The 15,031-nt window shown below is 38.4% G+C and carries 18 protein-coding genes; 3 read left to right on the forward strand and 15 right to left on the reverse strand.

What is annotated here, in order from left to right; translation table 11 throughout:
- The first annotated feature begins 3 nt into the window (after positions 1 to 3).
- From HCX62_RS09885 to HCX62_RS09895, 3 genes are all read left to right on the forward strand, one after another.
- Positions 4 to 945: an L-lactate dehydrogenase gene (locus HCX62_RS09885; protein ID WP_008946613.1), complete on the forward strand. Its 942-nt coding sequence runs from the start codon at positions 4 to 6 to the stop codon at positions 943 to 945.
- Positions 946 to 1,021: 76 nt separating this feature from the next.
- Positions 1,022 to 1,696 carry a DNA alkylation repair protein gene (locus HCX62_RS09890; RefSeq protein ID WP_185638893.1) on the forward strand — a complete coding sequence of 225 codons (675 nt, stop codon included), beginning with the start codon at positions 1,022 to 1,024 and terminating at the stop codon, positions 1,694 to 1,696.
- A gap of 66 nt (positions 1,697 to 1,762) precedes the next feature.
- Positions 1,763 to 2,095 (forward strand): putative heavy metal-binding protein, encoded by a 333-nt coding sequence (locus tag HCX62_RS09895; protein WP_003725735.1) that lies wholly within the window; start codon positions 1,763 to 1,765, stop codon positions 2,093 to 2,095.
- A gap of 51 nt (positions 2,096 to 2,146) precedes the next feature.
- Here the strand turns inward: HCX62_RS09895 and HCX62_RS09900 are convergent, their stop codons facing one another.
- The 15 genes from HCX62_RS09900 to rnmV all read right to left on the reverse strand — a co-directional run bounded on the left by HCX62_RS09900 (position 2,147) and on the right by rnmV (position 15,023).
- Positions 2,147 to 2,605, reverse strand: a complete 459-nt coding sequence (locus HCX62_RS09900; protein WP_185638895.1) for a YehR family lipoprotein — start codon at positions 2,603 to 2,605, stop codon at positions 2,147 to 2,149.
- 190 nt (positions 2,606 to 2,795) lie between these two features.
- Entirely contained in the window at positions 2,796 to 3,254 is a 459-nt protein-coding gene (locus tag HCX62_RS09905) for a YehR family lipoprotein (RefSeq protein ID WP_185638897.1), read from the reverse strand.
- 196 nt (positions 3,255 to 3,450) lie between these two features.
- Positions 3,451 to 4,407 (reverse strand): ribose-phosphate diphosphokinase, encoded by a 957-nt coding sequence (locus tag HCX62_RS09910; protein WP_003722728.1) that lies wholly within the window; start codon positions 4,405 to 4,407, stop codon positions 3,451 to 3,453.
- 49 nt (positions 4,408 to 4,456) lie between these two features.
- On the reverse strand, positions 4,457 to 5,830 hold the full coding sequence (gene glmU / locus HCX62_RS09915; protein WP_185481398.1) for a bifunctional UDP-N-acetylglucosamine diphosphorylase/glucosamine-1-phosphate N-acetyltransferase GlmU: 1,374 nt from the start codon (positions 5,828 to 5,830) through the stop codon (positions 4,457 to 4,459).
- A gap of 385 nt (positions 5,831 to 6,215) precedes the next feature.
- A complete protein-coding gene (gene spoVG, locus HCX62_RS09920; RefSeq protein ID WP_003722726.1) occupies positions 6,216 to 6,524 on the reverse strand; it encodes a septation regulator SpoVG in 309 nt (102 codons plus the stop codon).
- A 118-nt stretch (positions 6,525 to 6,642) separates the two neighbouring features.
- A complete protein-coding gene (spoVG, locus tag HCX62_RS09925; RefSeq protein ID WP_185639129.1) occupies positions 6,643 to 6,951 on the reverse strand; it encodes a septation regulator SpoVG in 309 nt (102 codons plus the stop codon).
- A 686-nt stretch (positions 6,952 to 7,637) separates the two neighbouring features.
- On the reverse strand, positions 7,638 to 8,846 hold the full coding sequence (locus HCX62_RS09930; RefSeq protein ID WP_185638899.1) for an ABC transporter permease: 1,209 nt from the start codon (positions 8,844 to 8,846) through the stop codon (positions 7,638 to 7,640).
- Positions 8,843 to 9,535 carry an ABC transporter ATP-binding protein gene (locus HCX62_RS09935; protein WP_185638900.1) on the reverse strand — a complete coding sequence of 231 codons (693 nt, stop codon included), beginning with the start codon at positions 9,533 to 9,535 and terminating at the stop codon, positions 8,843 to 8,845. The genes HCX62_RS09930 and HCX62_RS09935 overlap by 4 nt, the downstream gene beginning before the upstream one ends.
- 48 nt (positions 9,536 to 9,583) lie before the next feature.
- Positions 9,584 to 10,261: an efflux RND transporter periplasmic adaptor subunit gene (locus tag HCX62_RS09940; protein WP_185638902.1), complete on the reverse strand. Its 678-nt coding sequence runs from the start codon at positions 10,259 to 10,261 to the stop codon at positions 9,584 to 9,586.
- A gap of 174 nt (positions 10,262 to 10,435) precedes the next feature.
- Positions 10,436 to 11,254 carry a pur operon repressor gene (purR, locus tag HCX62_RS09945; protein WP_003722721.1) on the reverse strand — a complete coding sequence of 273 codons (819 nt, stop codon included), beginning with the start codon at positions 11,252 to 11,254 and terminating at the stop codon, positions 10,436 to 10,438.
- Between the two features lie 163 nt (positions 11,255 to 11,417).
- Positions 11,418 to 12,155 (reverse strand): chitin disaccharide deacetylase, encoded by a 738-nt coding sequence (chbG, locus tag HCX62_RS09950; RefSeq protein WP_185638904.1) that lies wholly within the window; start codon positions 12,153 to 12,155, stop codon positions 11,418 to 11,420.
- A gap of 21 nt (positions 12,156 to 12,176) precedes the next feature.
- Positions 12,177 to 13,052 (reverse strand): 4-(cytidine 5'-diphospho)-2-C-methyl-D-erythritol kinase, encoded by an 876-nt coding sequence (gene ispE, locus HCX62_RS09955; protein WP_185638906.1) that lies wholly within the window; start codon positions 13,050 to 13,052, stop codon positions 12,177 to 12,179.
- A 138-nt stretch (positions 13,053 to 13,190) separates the two neighbouring features.
- Positions 13,191 to 13,448: a biofilm formation stimulator Veg gene (gene veg, locus HCX62_RS09960; protein ID WP_003718261.1), complete on the reverse strand. Its 258-nt coding sequence runs from the start codon at positions 13,446 to 13,448 to the stop codon at positions 13,191 to 13,193.
- A 119-nt stretch (positions 13,449 to 13,567) separates the two neighbouring features.
- Positions 13,568 to 14,455 carry a 16S rRNA (adenine(1518)-N(6)/adenine(1519)-N(6))-dimethyltransferase RsmA gene (rsmA, locus tag HCX62_RS09965; protein WP_185638908.1) on the reverse strand — a complete coding sequence of 296 codons (888 nt, stop codon included), beginning with the start codon at positions 14,453 to 14,455 and terminating at the stop codon, positions 13,568 to 13,570.
- Positions 14,448 to 15,023 (reverse strand): ribonuclease M5, encoded by a 576-nt coding sequence (gene rnmV / locus HCX62_RS09970; RefSeq protein WP_185638910.1) that lies wholly within the window; start codon positions 15,021 to 15,023, stop codon positions 14,448 to 14,450. Before rnmV ends, rsmA begins: the two co-directional genes overlap by 8 nt.
- Positions 15,024 to 15,031: the final 8 nt, after the last annotated feature.

A 15,031-nucleotide genomic window follows, 5' to 3' on the forward strand; every position in this document is an offset into this window, starting at 1 on the left:
GAAATGAAAGATCATCAAAAAATTATTTTAGTTGGCGACGGAGCAGTTGGTTCTAGTTACGCATTTGCTTGTGTAAATTTAAGCATCGGACAAGAATTCGGCATTATTGACATAGATAAAGACAGAACTATTGGGGATGCAATGGATTTAAGCCACGCTGTTCCCTTTTCCACACCGAAGAAAATCTACTCAGCGAATTATAGCGACTGCCACGACGCAGACTTAGTTGTCGTAACAGCTGGGACTGCACAAAAACCTGGCGAAACTCGTTTAGACTTAGTAAACCGTAATATCAAAATTATGAAAGGCATCGTGGACGAGGTTATGGCAAGCGGATTTGACGGCATTTTTCTAATCGCGTCTAACCCAGTGGATATCCTAACTTATGCGACTTGGAAATTCTCAGGTCTTCCTAAAGAACGTGTTATCGGTTCTGGAACAAGTCTTGATACAGCTCGTTTCCGTATGTCGATTGCCGATTATTTAAAAGTGGATGCTCGTAACGTCCATGGTTACATTCTTGGCGAACACGGTGATACTGAATTTCCAGCATGGAGCCACACAACTGTCGGCGGCCTTCCAATCACTGAATGGATTAGCGAAGACGAACAAGGCGCAATGGATACTATCTTCGTAAGCGTTCGTGATGCAGCTTATGAAATCATTAATAAAAAAGGCGCTACATTCTACGGCGTTGCGGCAGCTCTCGCTCGTATTACAAAAGCAATTCTAAATAACGAAAATGCGATTTTACCACTTTCCGTTTATTTAGATGGCCATTACGGTATGAACGACATTTATATCGGCGCACCTGCAGTAGTTAACCGTCAAGGCGTTCGCCACATTGTTGAAATGAACTTGACCGATAAAGAAAAAGAACAAATGAAAAATTCAGCAGATACACTTAAAAAAGTTCTAGACGATGCAATGAAACAAGTTGACTAATAGCTCTGAATCTTAAAAGCATGCGACTTAGCATGCTTTTTTGTTATACTTAATTTATTCGAGAGGGGAGCGCCGTATGATTACTTTTGACCAACTTAACACCGAACTTCAAGCATTAGAAAATCCAAATACCGTTAAAATTTTCCGAAATCACGGCTGCCCCGAGACTTTAGAACTTTATGGGCTGAAAATTGGCGATTTAAAGAAAATTATTCGCCGTGAAAAATTGACGAAAAACCACGAACTTGCTGTAGAGCTGATTGAATCGAATAATAGTGACTTAATTTATCTTGGGTTACTTGCGATCGACCCAAAGAAGGTGACCACTGAGCAAATCGAAAAATGGAATGTCGCTTTTCGAGAAACATGGTCACAACTAACTTTCGGACTCGCTTCACTTGTCAGCAAAAGAGAAGATGCACTTATTTTCGCTAAAAAGTGGATTGAAAACGATTATGATTTAACTAAAGCGATGGGCTGGCAGATTTTTAGTGAGCATATTAGTGATTTACCCGAAGCAGAGGAATTACTAAAGCGCGCCAAAGAAACACTGCAAGCGGAATCCAACAGAACGCGATATTCGATGAACAGTTTCATTATCTCTTGCGGCATTTACAACGACGATTTGCATGAAAAAGCGATAGAAGCCGCGGAATCGGTCGGGAAAGTGCATGTAAACTTAGGAAAAACATCTTGCAAAGTTCCTGATGCTATTTTGTATATCGAAAAAGCGCGGAATCTCAAAAATTAGCCGGATATCCTTTGACTAGAAAAAGCTCTAAGGAGTATGATAAAAGAAAACTGGAGGAATGCAATTATGATCGTAACAACCTCACCAAATATTGAAGGCAAACAAATTATTGAGTATAAAAAAATCGTTTTCGGCGAAGTCATCACTGGCGTTAATTTTATGAAAGATATTGGAGCGGGACTGAGAAATTTCTTCGGGGGTCGTTCGCAAGGTTATGAGGACGAGCTTATTAACGCTCGCGAGGAAGCGATTCGCGAAATGGAACAACGCGCGAAAGATATTGGCGCAAATGCCGTTATTGGTGTTGATATTGATTATGAAGTACTCGGAGCGGATAACGGGATGCTGATGGTTACTGCATCTGGTACAGCCGTTGTTATTGAAGCGCAGGATTATTAAATAAAAAGAAGTATCCGTTTGAGCGGATACTTCTTTTTTGATACAAATTTATTATTTAGTTTCTTTATAGCCTTGAGATTTTAGCAATTTTACAGACGCTTTCATACTAACCCCTTTAGAAGTATCACCACTTGTAGTCATACCTGGAATTCCCTTTATATCTTCTGAAGAAATTTTAGTGTAATCTATCTCTAGTGTTTCAATAGCTTTATCATCTTTATATTCTATTTTCGCTGTTACTCCATCAATGTTTTGAAACCTATCAATTCTTTCTTTAAACATTTTTTCAGCGTCTTCTTTTGAACTAACGCCTAGCGCAGCATAAAGCATTGTATTTTCAGCTGTTTGCTTTGTGACTTTGTTTCCTTTACAAGTGTATACCAATTTAGATTCTACACCATTTTGTGAACGTTCGTACGTTTTTGTGTCTGCCATCACTCCACAAGCTACTAACATTACTGCCACAACCAGTACAAATAAAGCCATTGTTCCCTTTTTAAGCGTATTCATCGTTGTTTCCTCCTCTTTTTGTTTCACAACCGCCTCAGAATAACCTAACTACATTTGAGATACAATGGATTTTTTGTGAACTTTTTATAGCACGCCAATAGTTAAGCTCCGTTGTTATTAACGCACATGGTTATCAAACAAAAAAAGAAGTATCCGACTGAACGAATACTTCTTTCTTATCACAAACTCATTATTTAACTTCTTTATAACCTTGGGATTCTAGCATTTTTGAAGATTCTTTCATGCTAATTCCGCTTTCGATATCGCCACTCGCAGCGAATCCTGGAAGTTTAACTAATTCTTTTGCATCTGCTTTTTCGTAGTCAATTTCTAGTGTTTCGATTACTTTATCATCTTTATACTCAAGGCCTTGTTTTACGCCTTCAACACCTTGAAACTTATCGCTTGTTTCTTTTAACGCTTTTTCAGCTTCTTCTTTGTTTTTAAATCCTAGAGCAGCGTAAGTCATTTCATTTTCTGTTGTTTGTTTAGTAACTTTATCCTTTACATAAGTATAAGTCATTTTTGTAGTAGCTCCATTTTGAGAAAGTTCGTACGTTTTTGTTTCTTCTTTCCCTCCACAAGCTACTAACATTACTGCCATAATCATTACAAATAAAGCCATTGTACCCTTTTTAAGCAATTTCATCGTTATTCCTCCTCTTTTTTGTTTTACAACTGTCTAAGAATAACCTAAACACCTTTGAGATACCATGGATTTTTTGTGAACTTTTCTTTTAGTAAATGGAATTATTTTACGTGCAGCAACATAATTTAGACATATTTTTAACACCAATAAAAAAACAGGATTCCTCTAAGAGAAATCCTGTTTTTAGCTTAAAATTTTATTCGAATAAAGAACTTACAGAAGCATTTTCGTGAACGCGTACAATTGCTTCACCAAGAAGAGCCGCAACAGATAGTTGTTCCATTTTGTCGATCCATTTTTCTTCTGGAAGAGCGATGGAGTTTGTAACAACTAATTTTTCGATTGGCGATTCTTCAATGCGTTTCATAGCTGGACCTGAAAGAACTGGGTGCGAACAACATGCGTAAACTTTTGTCGCGCCAGCTTCACGTAATGCTTTAGCAGCAAGCGTGATTGTTCCAGCTGTATCAATGATATCATCAATAATAATACAAACTTTTCCTTCTACATTACCCACGATGTTCATTACTTCAGCTACGTTTGGACGCGGGCGACGCTTATCAATGATAGCAATCGGCGCTTTCAAACGGTCAGCCATTTTGCGGGCACGAGTAACTCCACCATGGTCAGGGGAAACTACTACTAAATCGTCGCCTAAATGACGTTCGCTGAAATAGTCACTTAGAAGGCGTACTGCGTTCAAGTGATCAATCGGAATATCAAAGAAACCTTGGATTTGCGGTGCGTGCATATCAAGTGTAATCATTCTTGTTGCACCAGCTGTTTCGATTAAGTTTGCAACTAATTTCGCTGTGATCGGTTCACGGCTTCTTGCTTTACGGTCTTGACGTGCGTAACCATAGTAAGGCATAACAATATTAATTGTTGCTGCGGAAGCGCGTTTCAACGCATCAATCATGATCAAAAGTTCCATTAAATTCTGGTTTACAGGATTACTCGTTGATTGAATAACATATACATGACAACCACGGATACTTTCTTCAATGTTAATTTGGATTTCTCCATCACTAAAATGAGTAACGCTTGATTTCCCTAACTCAATACCTACTTCTTTCGCAATCTCTTCAGCTAGTTCACGATTAGAATTTAGCGAGAAAATCTTCAACTTTGGATCAAAATACTCGTTTGACATAATCAGCCTCCACTATTTTTATTAAAATTTTAAAATTCCCAAATGGAAATTATTTACCGTGATTCAAATGTTTCGCATAACCAAGTTTGTTGTCTTGTTTCGCGCGAGCAATGCCTAGCGCGTCATCAGGAACGTCTTTTGTAATAGTTGAGCCAGCAGCTATGAAAGCTCGGTCGCCAACTTTAACTGGTGCAATCAAGTTTGAGTTACAGCCAACAAAGACATCGTCACCAATGATGGTTTTTGCTTTGTTTTTGCCGTCATAATTAACCGCAATACTTCCGCAACCAACATTGACGTTTTTACCAATTTCCGCATCTCCCATGTAAATGAAATGTGGTAATTTAGTTCCTTCACCAACAACTGCTTTTTTCGTTTCGACGTAATTTCCGATTTTCACATGGTCGTGAATGTCAGATTCAGGTCTTAGGTGGGCATATGGGCCAATTTGAACGTCATCGCCAACTTTACTTTCGAAAATCGAGGAAGTTCTGACGTTTACTCGTTCACCGATAACACTGTTTACGATTTCCGAGCCGCTTGTAACCACACAATCATCACCGATTACAGTTTTCCCACGAAGCATAACTCCAGGTTCAATTACTGTATCTTGACCAATTTTTACATCTATATCAATATACGTACTTTCTGGATTAACAAGCGTCACTCCATTACGCATATGATTTTCATTAATTCGACGTTGCATTAATTTGGATGCTTCAGCTAGGGCAATTCGGTCGTTCACTCCAAGTGACTCTTCGAAAGACTCCATTCTGTAGGCTGCAACAACTTCATCCGAATCTTTTAAAATTTTAATAACATCTGGTAAGTAATATTCTCCTTGCACGTTATCGTTAGAAACATTCTCCAACGCCTCAAAAAGAGCTTTATTATCAAAGCAATATGTTCCAGTGTTAATTTCTGAAATACGTTGTTCTTTTTCTGTCGCATCTTTATGTTCTACAATTTTTTCTACAATGCCTAGGTCATCACGAATAATACGACCGTAACCTGTAGGATCTTCAATAACTGTTGTAAGAATGGTTGCTTTTGCGCGTTTTTCATGGTGATATTTCAGCAAAGCTTCCATTGTACTAGCTTCGATTAAAGGTGTGTCACCACAAACAACTAAAGTTACACCATCTTTACCCGCAAGTTCTGCTTTTGCTTGAAGTACCGCATGCGCCGTTCCAAGTTGTTCTTCTTGTTTTACAAACTCGCTTTTACCAGCTAAATGCTCTTGTACTTTCTCAGCTCCGTGACCCACAATCGTAACCACTTTATCAACATTAAGCGTTGAAATTTGATCTACTACATGTTCGACCATTGGTTTTCCACAAACAGGATGCAACACTTTGTAAAGTTTTGATTTCATCCGTGTGCCTTGGCCAGCAGCAAGCACTACAGCATATCGTTTTGACATTATATAGAACCTCCAATATTCACTATTCATCCACTATGAATGATAACGTAAAATTTGCTTTTTTTCAAGAATGCGCCCAAATAAAAAACCTTACCTACATTTTTCAGGTAAAGATTAAATTTAAAGTTTTATTTGTTTGAAAATTCCGAAAGATACAGTGTGATTATTTATTTGCTTACTAAAAGAAGAATTGACACGTATGCTACAAAAATGTTTTCTAAAATGGATCTGTTTTTGCAACATCATTTAAAATTCCCCTCCCTGTTTATAATCTGCTTTTAATTATACCATAGCCAAAATAGAAGACCAAGGCTATTTATGATTTTTTTCATGCTTCTTATACACAAAAAGGGCTAGCACGCAGCTAGCCCTTGAAAATTTTAAATTATTCAGCAGAAACGGATTCAGATTCTTCTTCTGTTACCGCAGTCGCTTCTTCTTCACCAACGCGCTCATATTCAGCTAAAACTACTTCTTGAATTTTTGCACGAGTATCGGAATTAATTGGGTGAGCGATGTCACGGAATTCACCGTCAACACCACGTTTACTTGGCATAGCTACGAATAAGCCGTTATTCCCATCAATAACGCGAATATCATGAACTACAAATTCCTCATCTAAAGTGATTGAAGCAATCGCTCTCATTCTTCCATCAGTTTCCACACGACGTAATCTCACATCTGTTACTTGCATTATTAGTCACTCCTTATCCCATTTGCCTCTTTCAAAAAGAATCTGCTTTTCCCAGCCATAATCTTAGGTAAGTATCCCCCAGCTGTTCTCAACAACGTTCTCTCTAACCGAGGATTTTTTAGTTTTCTTCTACAACACTTTCGTCTGCAGAACTTTCTTCAGTTACTGCTGGTTCGTCCGCTACTTCATAAGCAGCTAAAACGGCTTCTTGAATTTTTGCACGGGTGCCTGAGTTAATTGGATGAGCGATATCTCTAAACTCACCATCCGGCGTACGTTTACTAGGCATAGCTACGAACAAACCCTCGTTGCCATCGATGACACGAATGTCGTGAATAACAAACTCACCGTCAATCGTTATTGAAGAAATAGCTTTCATTCTCCCATCTGTCTCAACACGTCGTAATCTCACATCTGTAATCTCCATTATCTTCACCACCTTAATCTAGTTGCGCTGCTAGTAAACAATGCTCACATGCAACTTAAGTACACACACTCGAGAAAAATTCCCCCATAGAAAAAATTACTTTTATAAGCAAGCAATATTCACGTAAAATTCTTCCCTATGAACATAATAATAAAAAAAACTAAATTTGACAACTTTGTGAATTGTAATCTAAAAAAAATAGTTTTTTCTTGAAAAACGTTGACATTTTAAAATTGTTCCTTCTAGTTTTCGCTTTGTATACAATGTATATCATCATATCCATAAAAACCCCAAAACCATTGCAATAACACTATCATGATGTAATCATCATACTATTTTATCGGCAATAACACCAGTGAAACGGTGCTAGATTTATCATTTCTTGAAAATAATTGTATACAATAACCGAAAGATTTATGAGTTTTCAGAGCTCATATATTTACATTTTTATACTTCCCTATACCCCTTACTCCAATTAGCCAACAAATACTGTATACCCCAAAAATCCAGCTCTAATGCACGATTTGAGAATTAATTTTACTTTTTTTATAATCTTTTTACTAAAAGCGGATTTTGGAAACGCTTAATTGTGACAAAAAGATTAAATATAGATGACAAGACAACTTATGACTTAATTTTGTTAAAAAAAAGAAACCCGAAATGAACTATTCCGGATTTCTTTTTGTTTACTCAGATCTTAAAGCGTCGATTGGTCTTAATTTGGATGCCTTGTTAGCAGGTGCGATACCAAATATTACTCCGATACATAGAGAGAATACAAAGGAGAAGATAATGGTTCCCGCCGTTATTCCTGATGATATGCCTGCGACAGAGCCGAATATTAAGGCTCCAGACACGCCGATGAGAATCCCGATAACACCACCACAAACACTGATAACGATTGATTCGATTAGGAATTGTAGTAGAATAGCTCGTTTTTTAGCTCCGAGCGCTTTTCTTATACCGATTTCCCTCGTTCTTTCGCTGACAGAAACTAGCATAATGTTCATAATTCCGATACCACCAACAACAAGCGAAATGGCAGCGATTGCTCCAAGTGCCGTAGTTAGCGTTGTGCTAATCGTGTTGAAGGCATTAAGAATTTCTTGTTGATTGATTACTTGATACGATGGTCCCATTTGAGCAGAAGAAGCATTTTCTTCTTGTTCTTTCGCATCACCAAATTTAATTGCTAGACGTGATTCTAAAGTGTTTACAACAAAGTCAACATCTTCAGCTGATTTAGTTTCTACATAAATTGTACGGACATTGGTATCTTTTAGGAGTCTTTGTGCGGAAGAAATCGGAATAAAGATTTGATCATCACTGGATCCCATCATTGAAGCGCCTTTTTCTTTCAAGACACCAACCACTTTGTATGGCATTCCGTTCAATCTAATTGTTTCACCAATCGGATCTCCAAAACCAAATAGGTCGCTCGCTACCGTAGAGCCGATTACAGCTACTTTCTGGCCATATTCGGTATCAATAGGTAGTAGGAAACGTCCTTCTTTCATTTCTAGGCTACGCGCGGCCTTGTACTGGTCATTCGTACCTATTACTTTATTGCTGGAGTTTTTATAATCAAAAGTTGCATTTACTTGACCAGATAATTCTGGAGAAACACTTTTGACTCCATCGATGTTTTGGTATTTCATTACTTCATCATACGTATATTTGTCGTTTGGATTGACTGAACTATTAACTACTGTAATTAAGTTCGAGCCCAAATCGCCCATTTGGTCATCCACTTCTTTTGTTACGCCGTTTCCTAGTGAAACTAAGAGAATAACGGATGCAACGCCGATAATAATACCTAGCATGGTTAGAAACGATCTTAATTTACTCGCTTTTAATTGTTTCCATGCCATTTTCATACTTTGGAGAACACTCATGCTTGCGTCGCCTCCTCATGGAATAATTTACCATCTTGAATACGGATACTTCTTGTACCGTATGAGGCGATAGTTGGATCATGCGTAATCATAACAATGGTGTTTCCTGCGCGATTCAATTCTTGCAGGATTCCCATTACTTCTTTACCTGTTTTCGAATCAAGCGCACCAGTTGGCTCATCTGCTAGCAAGATTTGCGGATTTCCAGCAAGTGCTCTAGCAATAGCCACACGTTGCTGTTGTCCACCAGAAAGTTGCGTTGGTAAGTTTCTGCGTTTTTCAAGCAAGCCTACTTTTTCCAAACATTCGATTGCGGCTTTTTCTCGTGCAGAAACACTTAGCCCTGCATAAATTAGCGGTAGTTCCACATTTTCAAAAGCAGATAATTTAGGAAGCAAATTAAACTGTTGGAAAATAAAGCCGATCTTTTTATTTCTGATTTCGGATAGTTTATTATCGTTTAGGTTAAAAACATCTACATCATCAAGGTGATAGCTGCCTTTATCCGGAACGTCCAAACAACCAATCATATTCATTAAAGTTGATTTACCGGAACCGGACGGACCAACGATGGATAAAAACTCGCCTTGCTCAACGGTAAAAGTAACATCGTCTAATGCTTTAAAAGTTTCTCCGCCTAGCGTATATGTTTTTGTTAAATTTTTCATGTCAATTAGCGGTTTTGGCATGTTTATCCCTCCTTCATACATTTTGTCTGATTTGTACTTACAAAAAACTTAGCTAGGAGCACCTGGAACCGTTGCAGTTTCTTGTGTAGGAAGGATTACTTTTTCGTCTTTTTTAACGCCTTTAGTGATTTCGATGTTATCTTCGTTATGAAGACCTGTTTCTACGATTTTTTTCACTTTTTTCGTTTGACCGTTATCTTTTTCTTCTGGAACTAATACGTAATATTTGTCGTCACTGTCTTTTTGAACAGCTTCAATTGGTACGTATAGTGCATCTTTTTTCTCTTTTACTAAAATGGAAGCATCGGCAGTCATACCTGCTTTTAAGTCGTCTGTTTTATCAAGTGAAATGATTACCGAGAAGCTAGACACGCCATTTTGGACTTGGCCTTGTTCTGCGATTTCTTTTACTTTTCCTGTGTAAGTTTTATCAGGAAGTGCTGTTACTGTAACTTTTACTTCTTGGTCTTTTTTGATGTTAGGAATATCAAGTTCGTCCATTTGTGCTACTAGTTGAAGTTCGTCGTAATCTGGAACTTGTGTGTTTACTGGAGAAATCGCGCCCGTTCCTGTGGCATTGATTTTCATATCCCCTTGTTTTACTTTGGCTGTAACTAATTTTTCTTGCGTTACGGAGCCACTATTTTTCGACAGTAAGAAAACCGCACCAACGGCTACTACTGCGATAATAACGATAACAATTAACCATTTAACCCATTTTTTCATGAATGTTCTCCTTCTGCTCCTAAAGTGTAGAAGCTTTGAATTTTATTATGTAGTAACAATAGAATCCATTCTACCATAAAAGTTAAATGAGTGAAGTACATCGCAAGGCTGATTTGTTTTTTTGCCTTTATTCGCGAAAAATAAAAACCCCGGAAAGTTTCCAGGGTTTGAAAATTAACTATTAAAGTAATTGCCATCGACTACTTCTATTTGTTTTTCTTTCATGTTAACATTTTTTATTTTCACGAGAGATACGTAATCATCAACTAAACGTTCTTCTGCATATTCAGATTCGACCAATACACCAATCCCAACTAAATGCGCATTGAATTCTTCCAGCAGATTTTTCATCCCATTAATCGTTCCGCCAGCTTTCATAAAGTCATCCACGATTACTACGTTGGATCCTTCCGCTAGGCTACGTTTGGATAATTCCATTTTTTCGATTCGTTTTGATGAACCGGAAACATAGTTAATGCTTACTGTGGAACCTTCTGTTACTTTGCTATCACGGCGCACAATAACAAATGGAACACTTAGATGTTCAGCAACGGCCTGCGCAATTGGAATCCCTTTTGTTGCAACCGTCATGATTGCGTCTATTTTTTGGTTATTGAATTTCGTAGCTAAAATTTTACCGATTGCTTTAAGCGTTACTGGCTCCCCAAGCAAATCAGATAGGTATAAATAGCCTCCCGGTAGCAAACGGTTCGGTTCTGCAATTCTATTACATAGCGTATGCACAAAATCCAGCACATCGTCATTTCCCGCTATTGAAATGTACTGCACACCACCAGCAGCACCCGGAACGGTTTCAAGCGTACCAATCCCTCTATCTTCAAACGTTTTCTTTATGATGACTAAATCTTCACTAATAGAAGACTTAGCTGAGCCATAACGTTCAGCAAACATCGTAAGCGGCACTAACTTTCGCGGATGCGATAATAGAAACTGCGTCATATCAATTAATCGTTCACTGCGACGAATCTTCATAATCTCTCTCCCTTTGATAAAATTCCGTATATTAAAAAGCAATTTCACGTATTTTGTCCGTATTTTCTCTATTATAAAACGTTTTCTATAAAATTGACAACATTTATTATTTTAATGGACTAAAAAGCCTGCCAAATAAACTTCCTTTGACAGGCCCGTGCTCTTATAAATCGCGGAAACTAATAATCTCTACTTCTTGTTGGCCTAAATATGCTTGTAATTCTCTTGAAGTTAGAATGGAAACTTCTTTGATGCGCGGCTCTACGTAACTAGATATCTCGCGTAATGTTTCATCGATAAACGCTGGATGAGTCATTACTTCCACTACATCATTTGTCCCAATGTGCTCTTGTACTAATTTTTTAATTGTTTCAAAAGATACACCATCTGCATAAAATTCTGTAGCGAATAAATCAGGTGTTTTTATCGTACCAAACTCGGAAACATCTGCATTACGTCGGATGCTCACGCCATATTTCTCTGCTAATTTATGTTGTACAGGGTAAATTAACGGCTCGATCGAATGATGCGTGTCAAAATGCGAAATAGTAATTCCTGCACCTAAAATTTTCTCAATTTGCGCAGTTAGTTCGCGTTCTACTTCATCCATATCCACGTCAGCTAAGCCAGATTCGAGCGCTGTGTAATTTCTGCGGAAGCGGCCATCATCATCTGTCAATGTTTCTAAGCCTTGAAGAACTGGCGATCCAAATGTCAGGGTCAAATGTGCACCGATATCCAGACCGGGGTTTTCTTTTGCTACTTCTACTGCCAAATCAAACGCCGGGCTATTAGCAAGTAACGTTGTAGATTTTACGACGCCTCGTTTGTAAGACTCTAAAATACCATAAACTGCTCCTGGGCTAATTCCAAAATCATCTGCATTAAAAATAATTTTCATTTTTTTGACCCCTCTCATTTATTAATTGCTTATATCGTTCTCGCCTTCACTCCACGGCCTAACCATATAAACTTCCTCACAAAAGCCACGTAAGCCATTATAGACACGTTTCGCTCTAGAGTACTGTTTGATAAGCGCAAACACTGTCGGGCCGCTACCACTCATTAAAGCCGCCTCAGCACCAAACGCTAACATCCGATCTTTTATTCGTTTCACTTGGGGATTTTTTTCTAACGTTACAGACTCTAGCACATTCCCTGTAGCCGCAAAAATCCCATCTAAATCAGCATTTTTGATGGATTCAATCATTTTTTCTGTGTCTGGATGCTCTACGCTGTCTACTTGTAGTTCTTTATAAATAGTTGGGGTTGATACGCTGATGCTCGGTTTAGCAAGTACAATCCAACAACCAGGAATATTAGGTAACGCGGTGATTTTTTCTCCACGTCCTGTCGCAAGCGCTGTTCCACCGTATACGCAAAAAGCGATGTCAGAACCAATTTCCGAGCTTATTTCTGCTAATTCTTCTATCGAAAGACCAAGTTCCCAAATAATATTCAAGCCTTTGAGCGCTGCAGCCGCGTCCGAGCTACCGCCAGCAAGTCCCGCAGAAACAGGAATGTGCTTATCAATCGTGATGCGCACGCCCATTTTTACATCAAAACGCTTTTTCAAAAGGAGGGCCGCTTGATAAATTAAGTTACGACGATCTTCTGGAATAAAGTGCGCTTTTACATCTAGCACAATTTTGTCCTCGTCTAAGCGTTCTAAGTATAATCTGTCAGCAAGGTCTATTGTTGTCATCACCATTTCCACCTCATGGTAGCCGTCTTCACGTTTGTACAGCGCATCAAGTGAAAGATTAATTTTAGCTGGTGCTGTTATGCTTATTTTCATTTTTCTTGGCCTCCGCGTTCAAAATCTCTTTTTCTATTCTATCATACGAAAGAAAAAATATGTAGCTAGTGGCCCAAAACTACTTCTATGTAAAGCAAAAACCGAACCACATTATATGATTCGGCTACTTCAGCTTCATTACAAAGCTAATTCTTTATTATCATCTGTAAATACAAGTTCTACTGCGTCTGTTAAGATATCCGTGTAACTGTAGGATACTCTTTCAAAGTTGTTTTCATCTTGATCAAGCTCCACAATGAAAACGGATGGATATGTTTCAGCTAGGATACCGCAACGTTCAATCGTTTTCTTACGACCACCGTTTGCTTTCAATGTCAATGCTTTACCTAATCTAGAATCTAAATTCGTCTTAATGCTTGCAATGGTTTTTGGCATTTATTTTCCACCTCACTAATAACTATTATAGCATAGTTCGGCTCTGAAATCAATAACCAAATATTTTAACAGTTGGAAGGGCTAACTGTCAACTAAGAAAGCGCTTTTTTCGAAAAAAATTATTTTTCCTTTAAAAAATCTCCTAGAAAATTGCTTAGTTTAGCGAATTCTGGGATGTCTAGTGTTTCTCCGCGGCGGATTAAGTCTATCCCGATTGCATCTAAACCTTCAACTAACTCTTCTTTGCGCGACTTTAGGGCCGGGAACTTCGAAGCCAAATTATTCCAAAGCGTTTTTCTTCTTTGTGCAAATGAAGCTCTTGTCACTTCAAAGAAAAATTCTTCGTCATTTACTTCCGCTAACGGTTCTTTGCGGCGCTTCAAATGGATAACGGCAGAGTCTACGTTAGGTTGCGGCATAAATACAGTTTTAGGCACGATGAAAGCTAGTTCTGCCTCCATGTAAAATTGGATAGCGATTGTTAGGCTTCCGTAGCTTTTAGTACTTGGAACCGCGCTAATACGGTCCGCAACTTCTTTTTGCAGCATGAAAGTCATGGAATCAGCTGGGATGTTATCATGTAATAATTTTAAAATAATCGGTGTTGTTACGTAATACGGAAGATTGGCAACGATTTTTAGTGGTAACTCTGGTTTGGCAAATTGCTGCGCGATAACTTCCTCAACATCCGCTTTTAACACATCGCCGTGAACAACACGCACGTTATTATAGGCACTAAGCGTATCATCCAAAATTGGCAATAGACGCTGATCAATTTCAAAAGCAACGACTTCATTCGCTGTTTTGGCTAATTGTTCTGTTAGCGCGCCGATACCCGGTCCGATTTCGATGACGTTTGTTTCTTTTGTTATTTCGGCTGTATCTGTAATCCTTGTCAAAATATTACTGTCGATAAGAAAGTTTTGACCGAGACTTTTTTTAAATAAGAAACCATATTTTTTCAGGATTTCTGTCGTTCTTCCGGGAGTTGCGATATCTTTACTCATTTTCTTCCTCCTGCATAATCTTTTGGCACGCGGCTACCAACTGTTCCTCGCTTATAGCAAATGATTCTAGTCTAGTTTGTAGTTGTTTCCCGTTTGTATAGCCAATTTTTAGTATGTTACCGATTTTTTCTCTACGTTCTTTTGCTCCCGTTCCTCCAAGAAGGCCGAGATGGATAAGAATATCTTTTGAAATATATTGTTTTTCAGCGGGCGAGCCACTTGTATGAAAATGTTCTAATGCTTCGCGAATGTTCGCGCTGCTTGCATGCTCTACTCCAAGCCCACGACCTGCTTTCGGTAATGCATCTTGGCGGTTGATAAAAGCGTGTTTACAACCTGGTACCGCTGAATCAATCTGTTTTCGAATTTTTTCACCAGGAAAATCTGGATCTGTAAAAATAATAACGCCGCGAAGTTCTTGGGCATGTCTAATTTTTTCTATCGTTTCTTGTGAAAGTGCCGATCCATTGGTTTCGATGGTATCCGCAATAACAGAACGATTAATTGCCGTTGTGTCATCTCGTCCTTCTACGACAATAAATTCATGTATTATAGGCTTCCCGCTCATAATGACTA

This window comes from Listeria swaminathanii, from assembly GCF_014229645.1.
Lineage (GTDB): Bacteria > Bacillota > Bacilli > Lactobacillales > Listeriaceae > Listeria > Listeria swaminathanii.

Coding starts and splice junctions, on each gene's coding strand:
- spoVG (WP_003722726.1), bottom strand. CDS start 6,524: ATGCAAGTAACAGATGTGAGATTACGTCGTGTGGAAACTGATGGAAGA.
- HCX62_RS09935 (WP_185638900.1), bottom strand. CDS start 9,535: ATGCCAAAACCGCTAATTGACATGAAAAATTTAACAAAAACATATACG.
- HCX62_RS09930 (WP_185638899.1), bottom strand. CDS start 8,846: ATGAGTGTTCTCCAAAGTATGAAAATGGCATGGAAACAATTAAAAGCG.
- rsmA (WP_185638908.1), bottom strand. CDS start 14,455: ATGAGTAAAGATATCGCAACTCCCGGAAGAACGACAGAAATCCTGAAA.
- HCX62_RS09910 (WP_003722728.1), bottom strand. CDS start 4,407: ATGTCAAACGAGTATTTTGATCCAAAGTTGAAGATTTTCTCGCTAAAT.
- purR (WP_003722721.1), bottom strand. CDS start 11,254: ATGAAGATTCGTCGCAGTGAACGATTAATTGATATGACGCAGTTTCTA.
- glmU (WP_185481398.1), bottom strand. CDS start 5,830: ATGTCAAAACGATATGCTGTAGTGCTTGCTGCTGGCCAAGGCACACGG.
- HCX62_RS09885 (WP_008946613.1), top strand. CDS start 4: ATGAAAGATCATCAAAAAATTATTTTAGTTGGCGACGGAGCAGTTGGT.
- HCX62_RS09900 (WP_185638895.1), bottom strand. CDS start 2,605: ATGAATACGCTTAAAAAGGGAACAATGGCTTTATTTGTACTGGTTGTG.
- HCX62_RS09905 (WP_185638897.1), bottom strand. CDS start 3,254: ATGAAATTGCTTAAAAAGGGTACAATGGCTTTATTTGTAATGATTATG.
- veg (WP_003718261.1), bottom strand. CDS start 13,448: ATGCCAAAAACCATTGCAAGCATTAAGACGAATTTAGATTCTAGATTA.
- rnmV (WP_185638910.1), bottom strand. CDS start 15,023: ATGAGCGGGAAGCCTATAATACATGAATTTATTGTCGTAGAAGGACGA.
- ispE (WP_185638906.1), bottom strand. CDS start 13,052: ATGAAAATAAGCATAACAGCACCAGCTAAAATTAATCTTTCACTTGAT.
- HCX62_RS09890 (WP_185638893.1), top strand. CDS start 1,022: ATGATTACTTTTGACCAACTTAACACCGAACTTCAAGCATTAGAAAAT.
- HCX62_RS09940 (WP_185638902.1), bottom strand. CDS start 10,261: ATGAAAAAATGGGTTAAATGGTTAATTGTTATCGTTATTATCGCAGTA.
- HCX62_RS09895 (WP_003725735.1), top strand. CDS start 1,763: ATGATCGTAACAACCTCACCAAATATTGAAGGCAAACAAATTATTGAG.
- spoVG (WP_185639129.1), bottom strand. CDS start 6,951: ATGGAGATTACAGATGTGAGATTACGACGTGTTGAGACAGATGGGAGA.
- chbG (WP_185638904.1), bottom strand. CDS start 12,155: ATGAAAATTATTTTTAATGCAGATGATTTTGGAATTAGCCCAGGAGCA.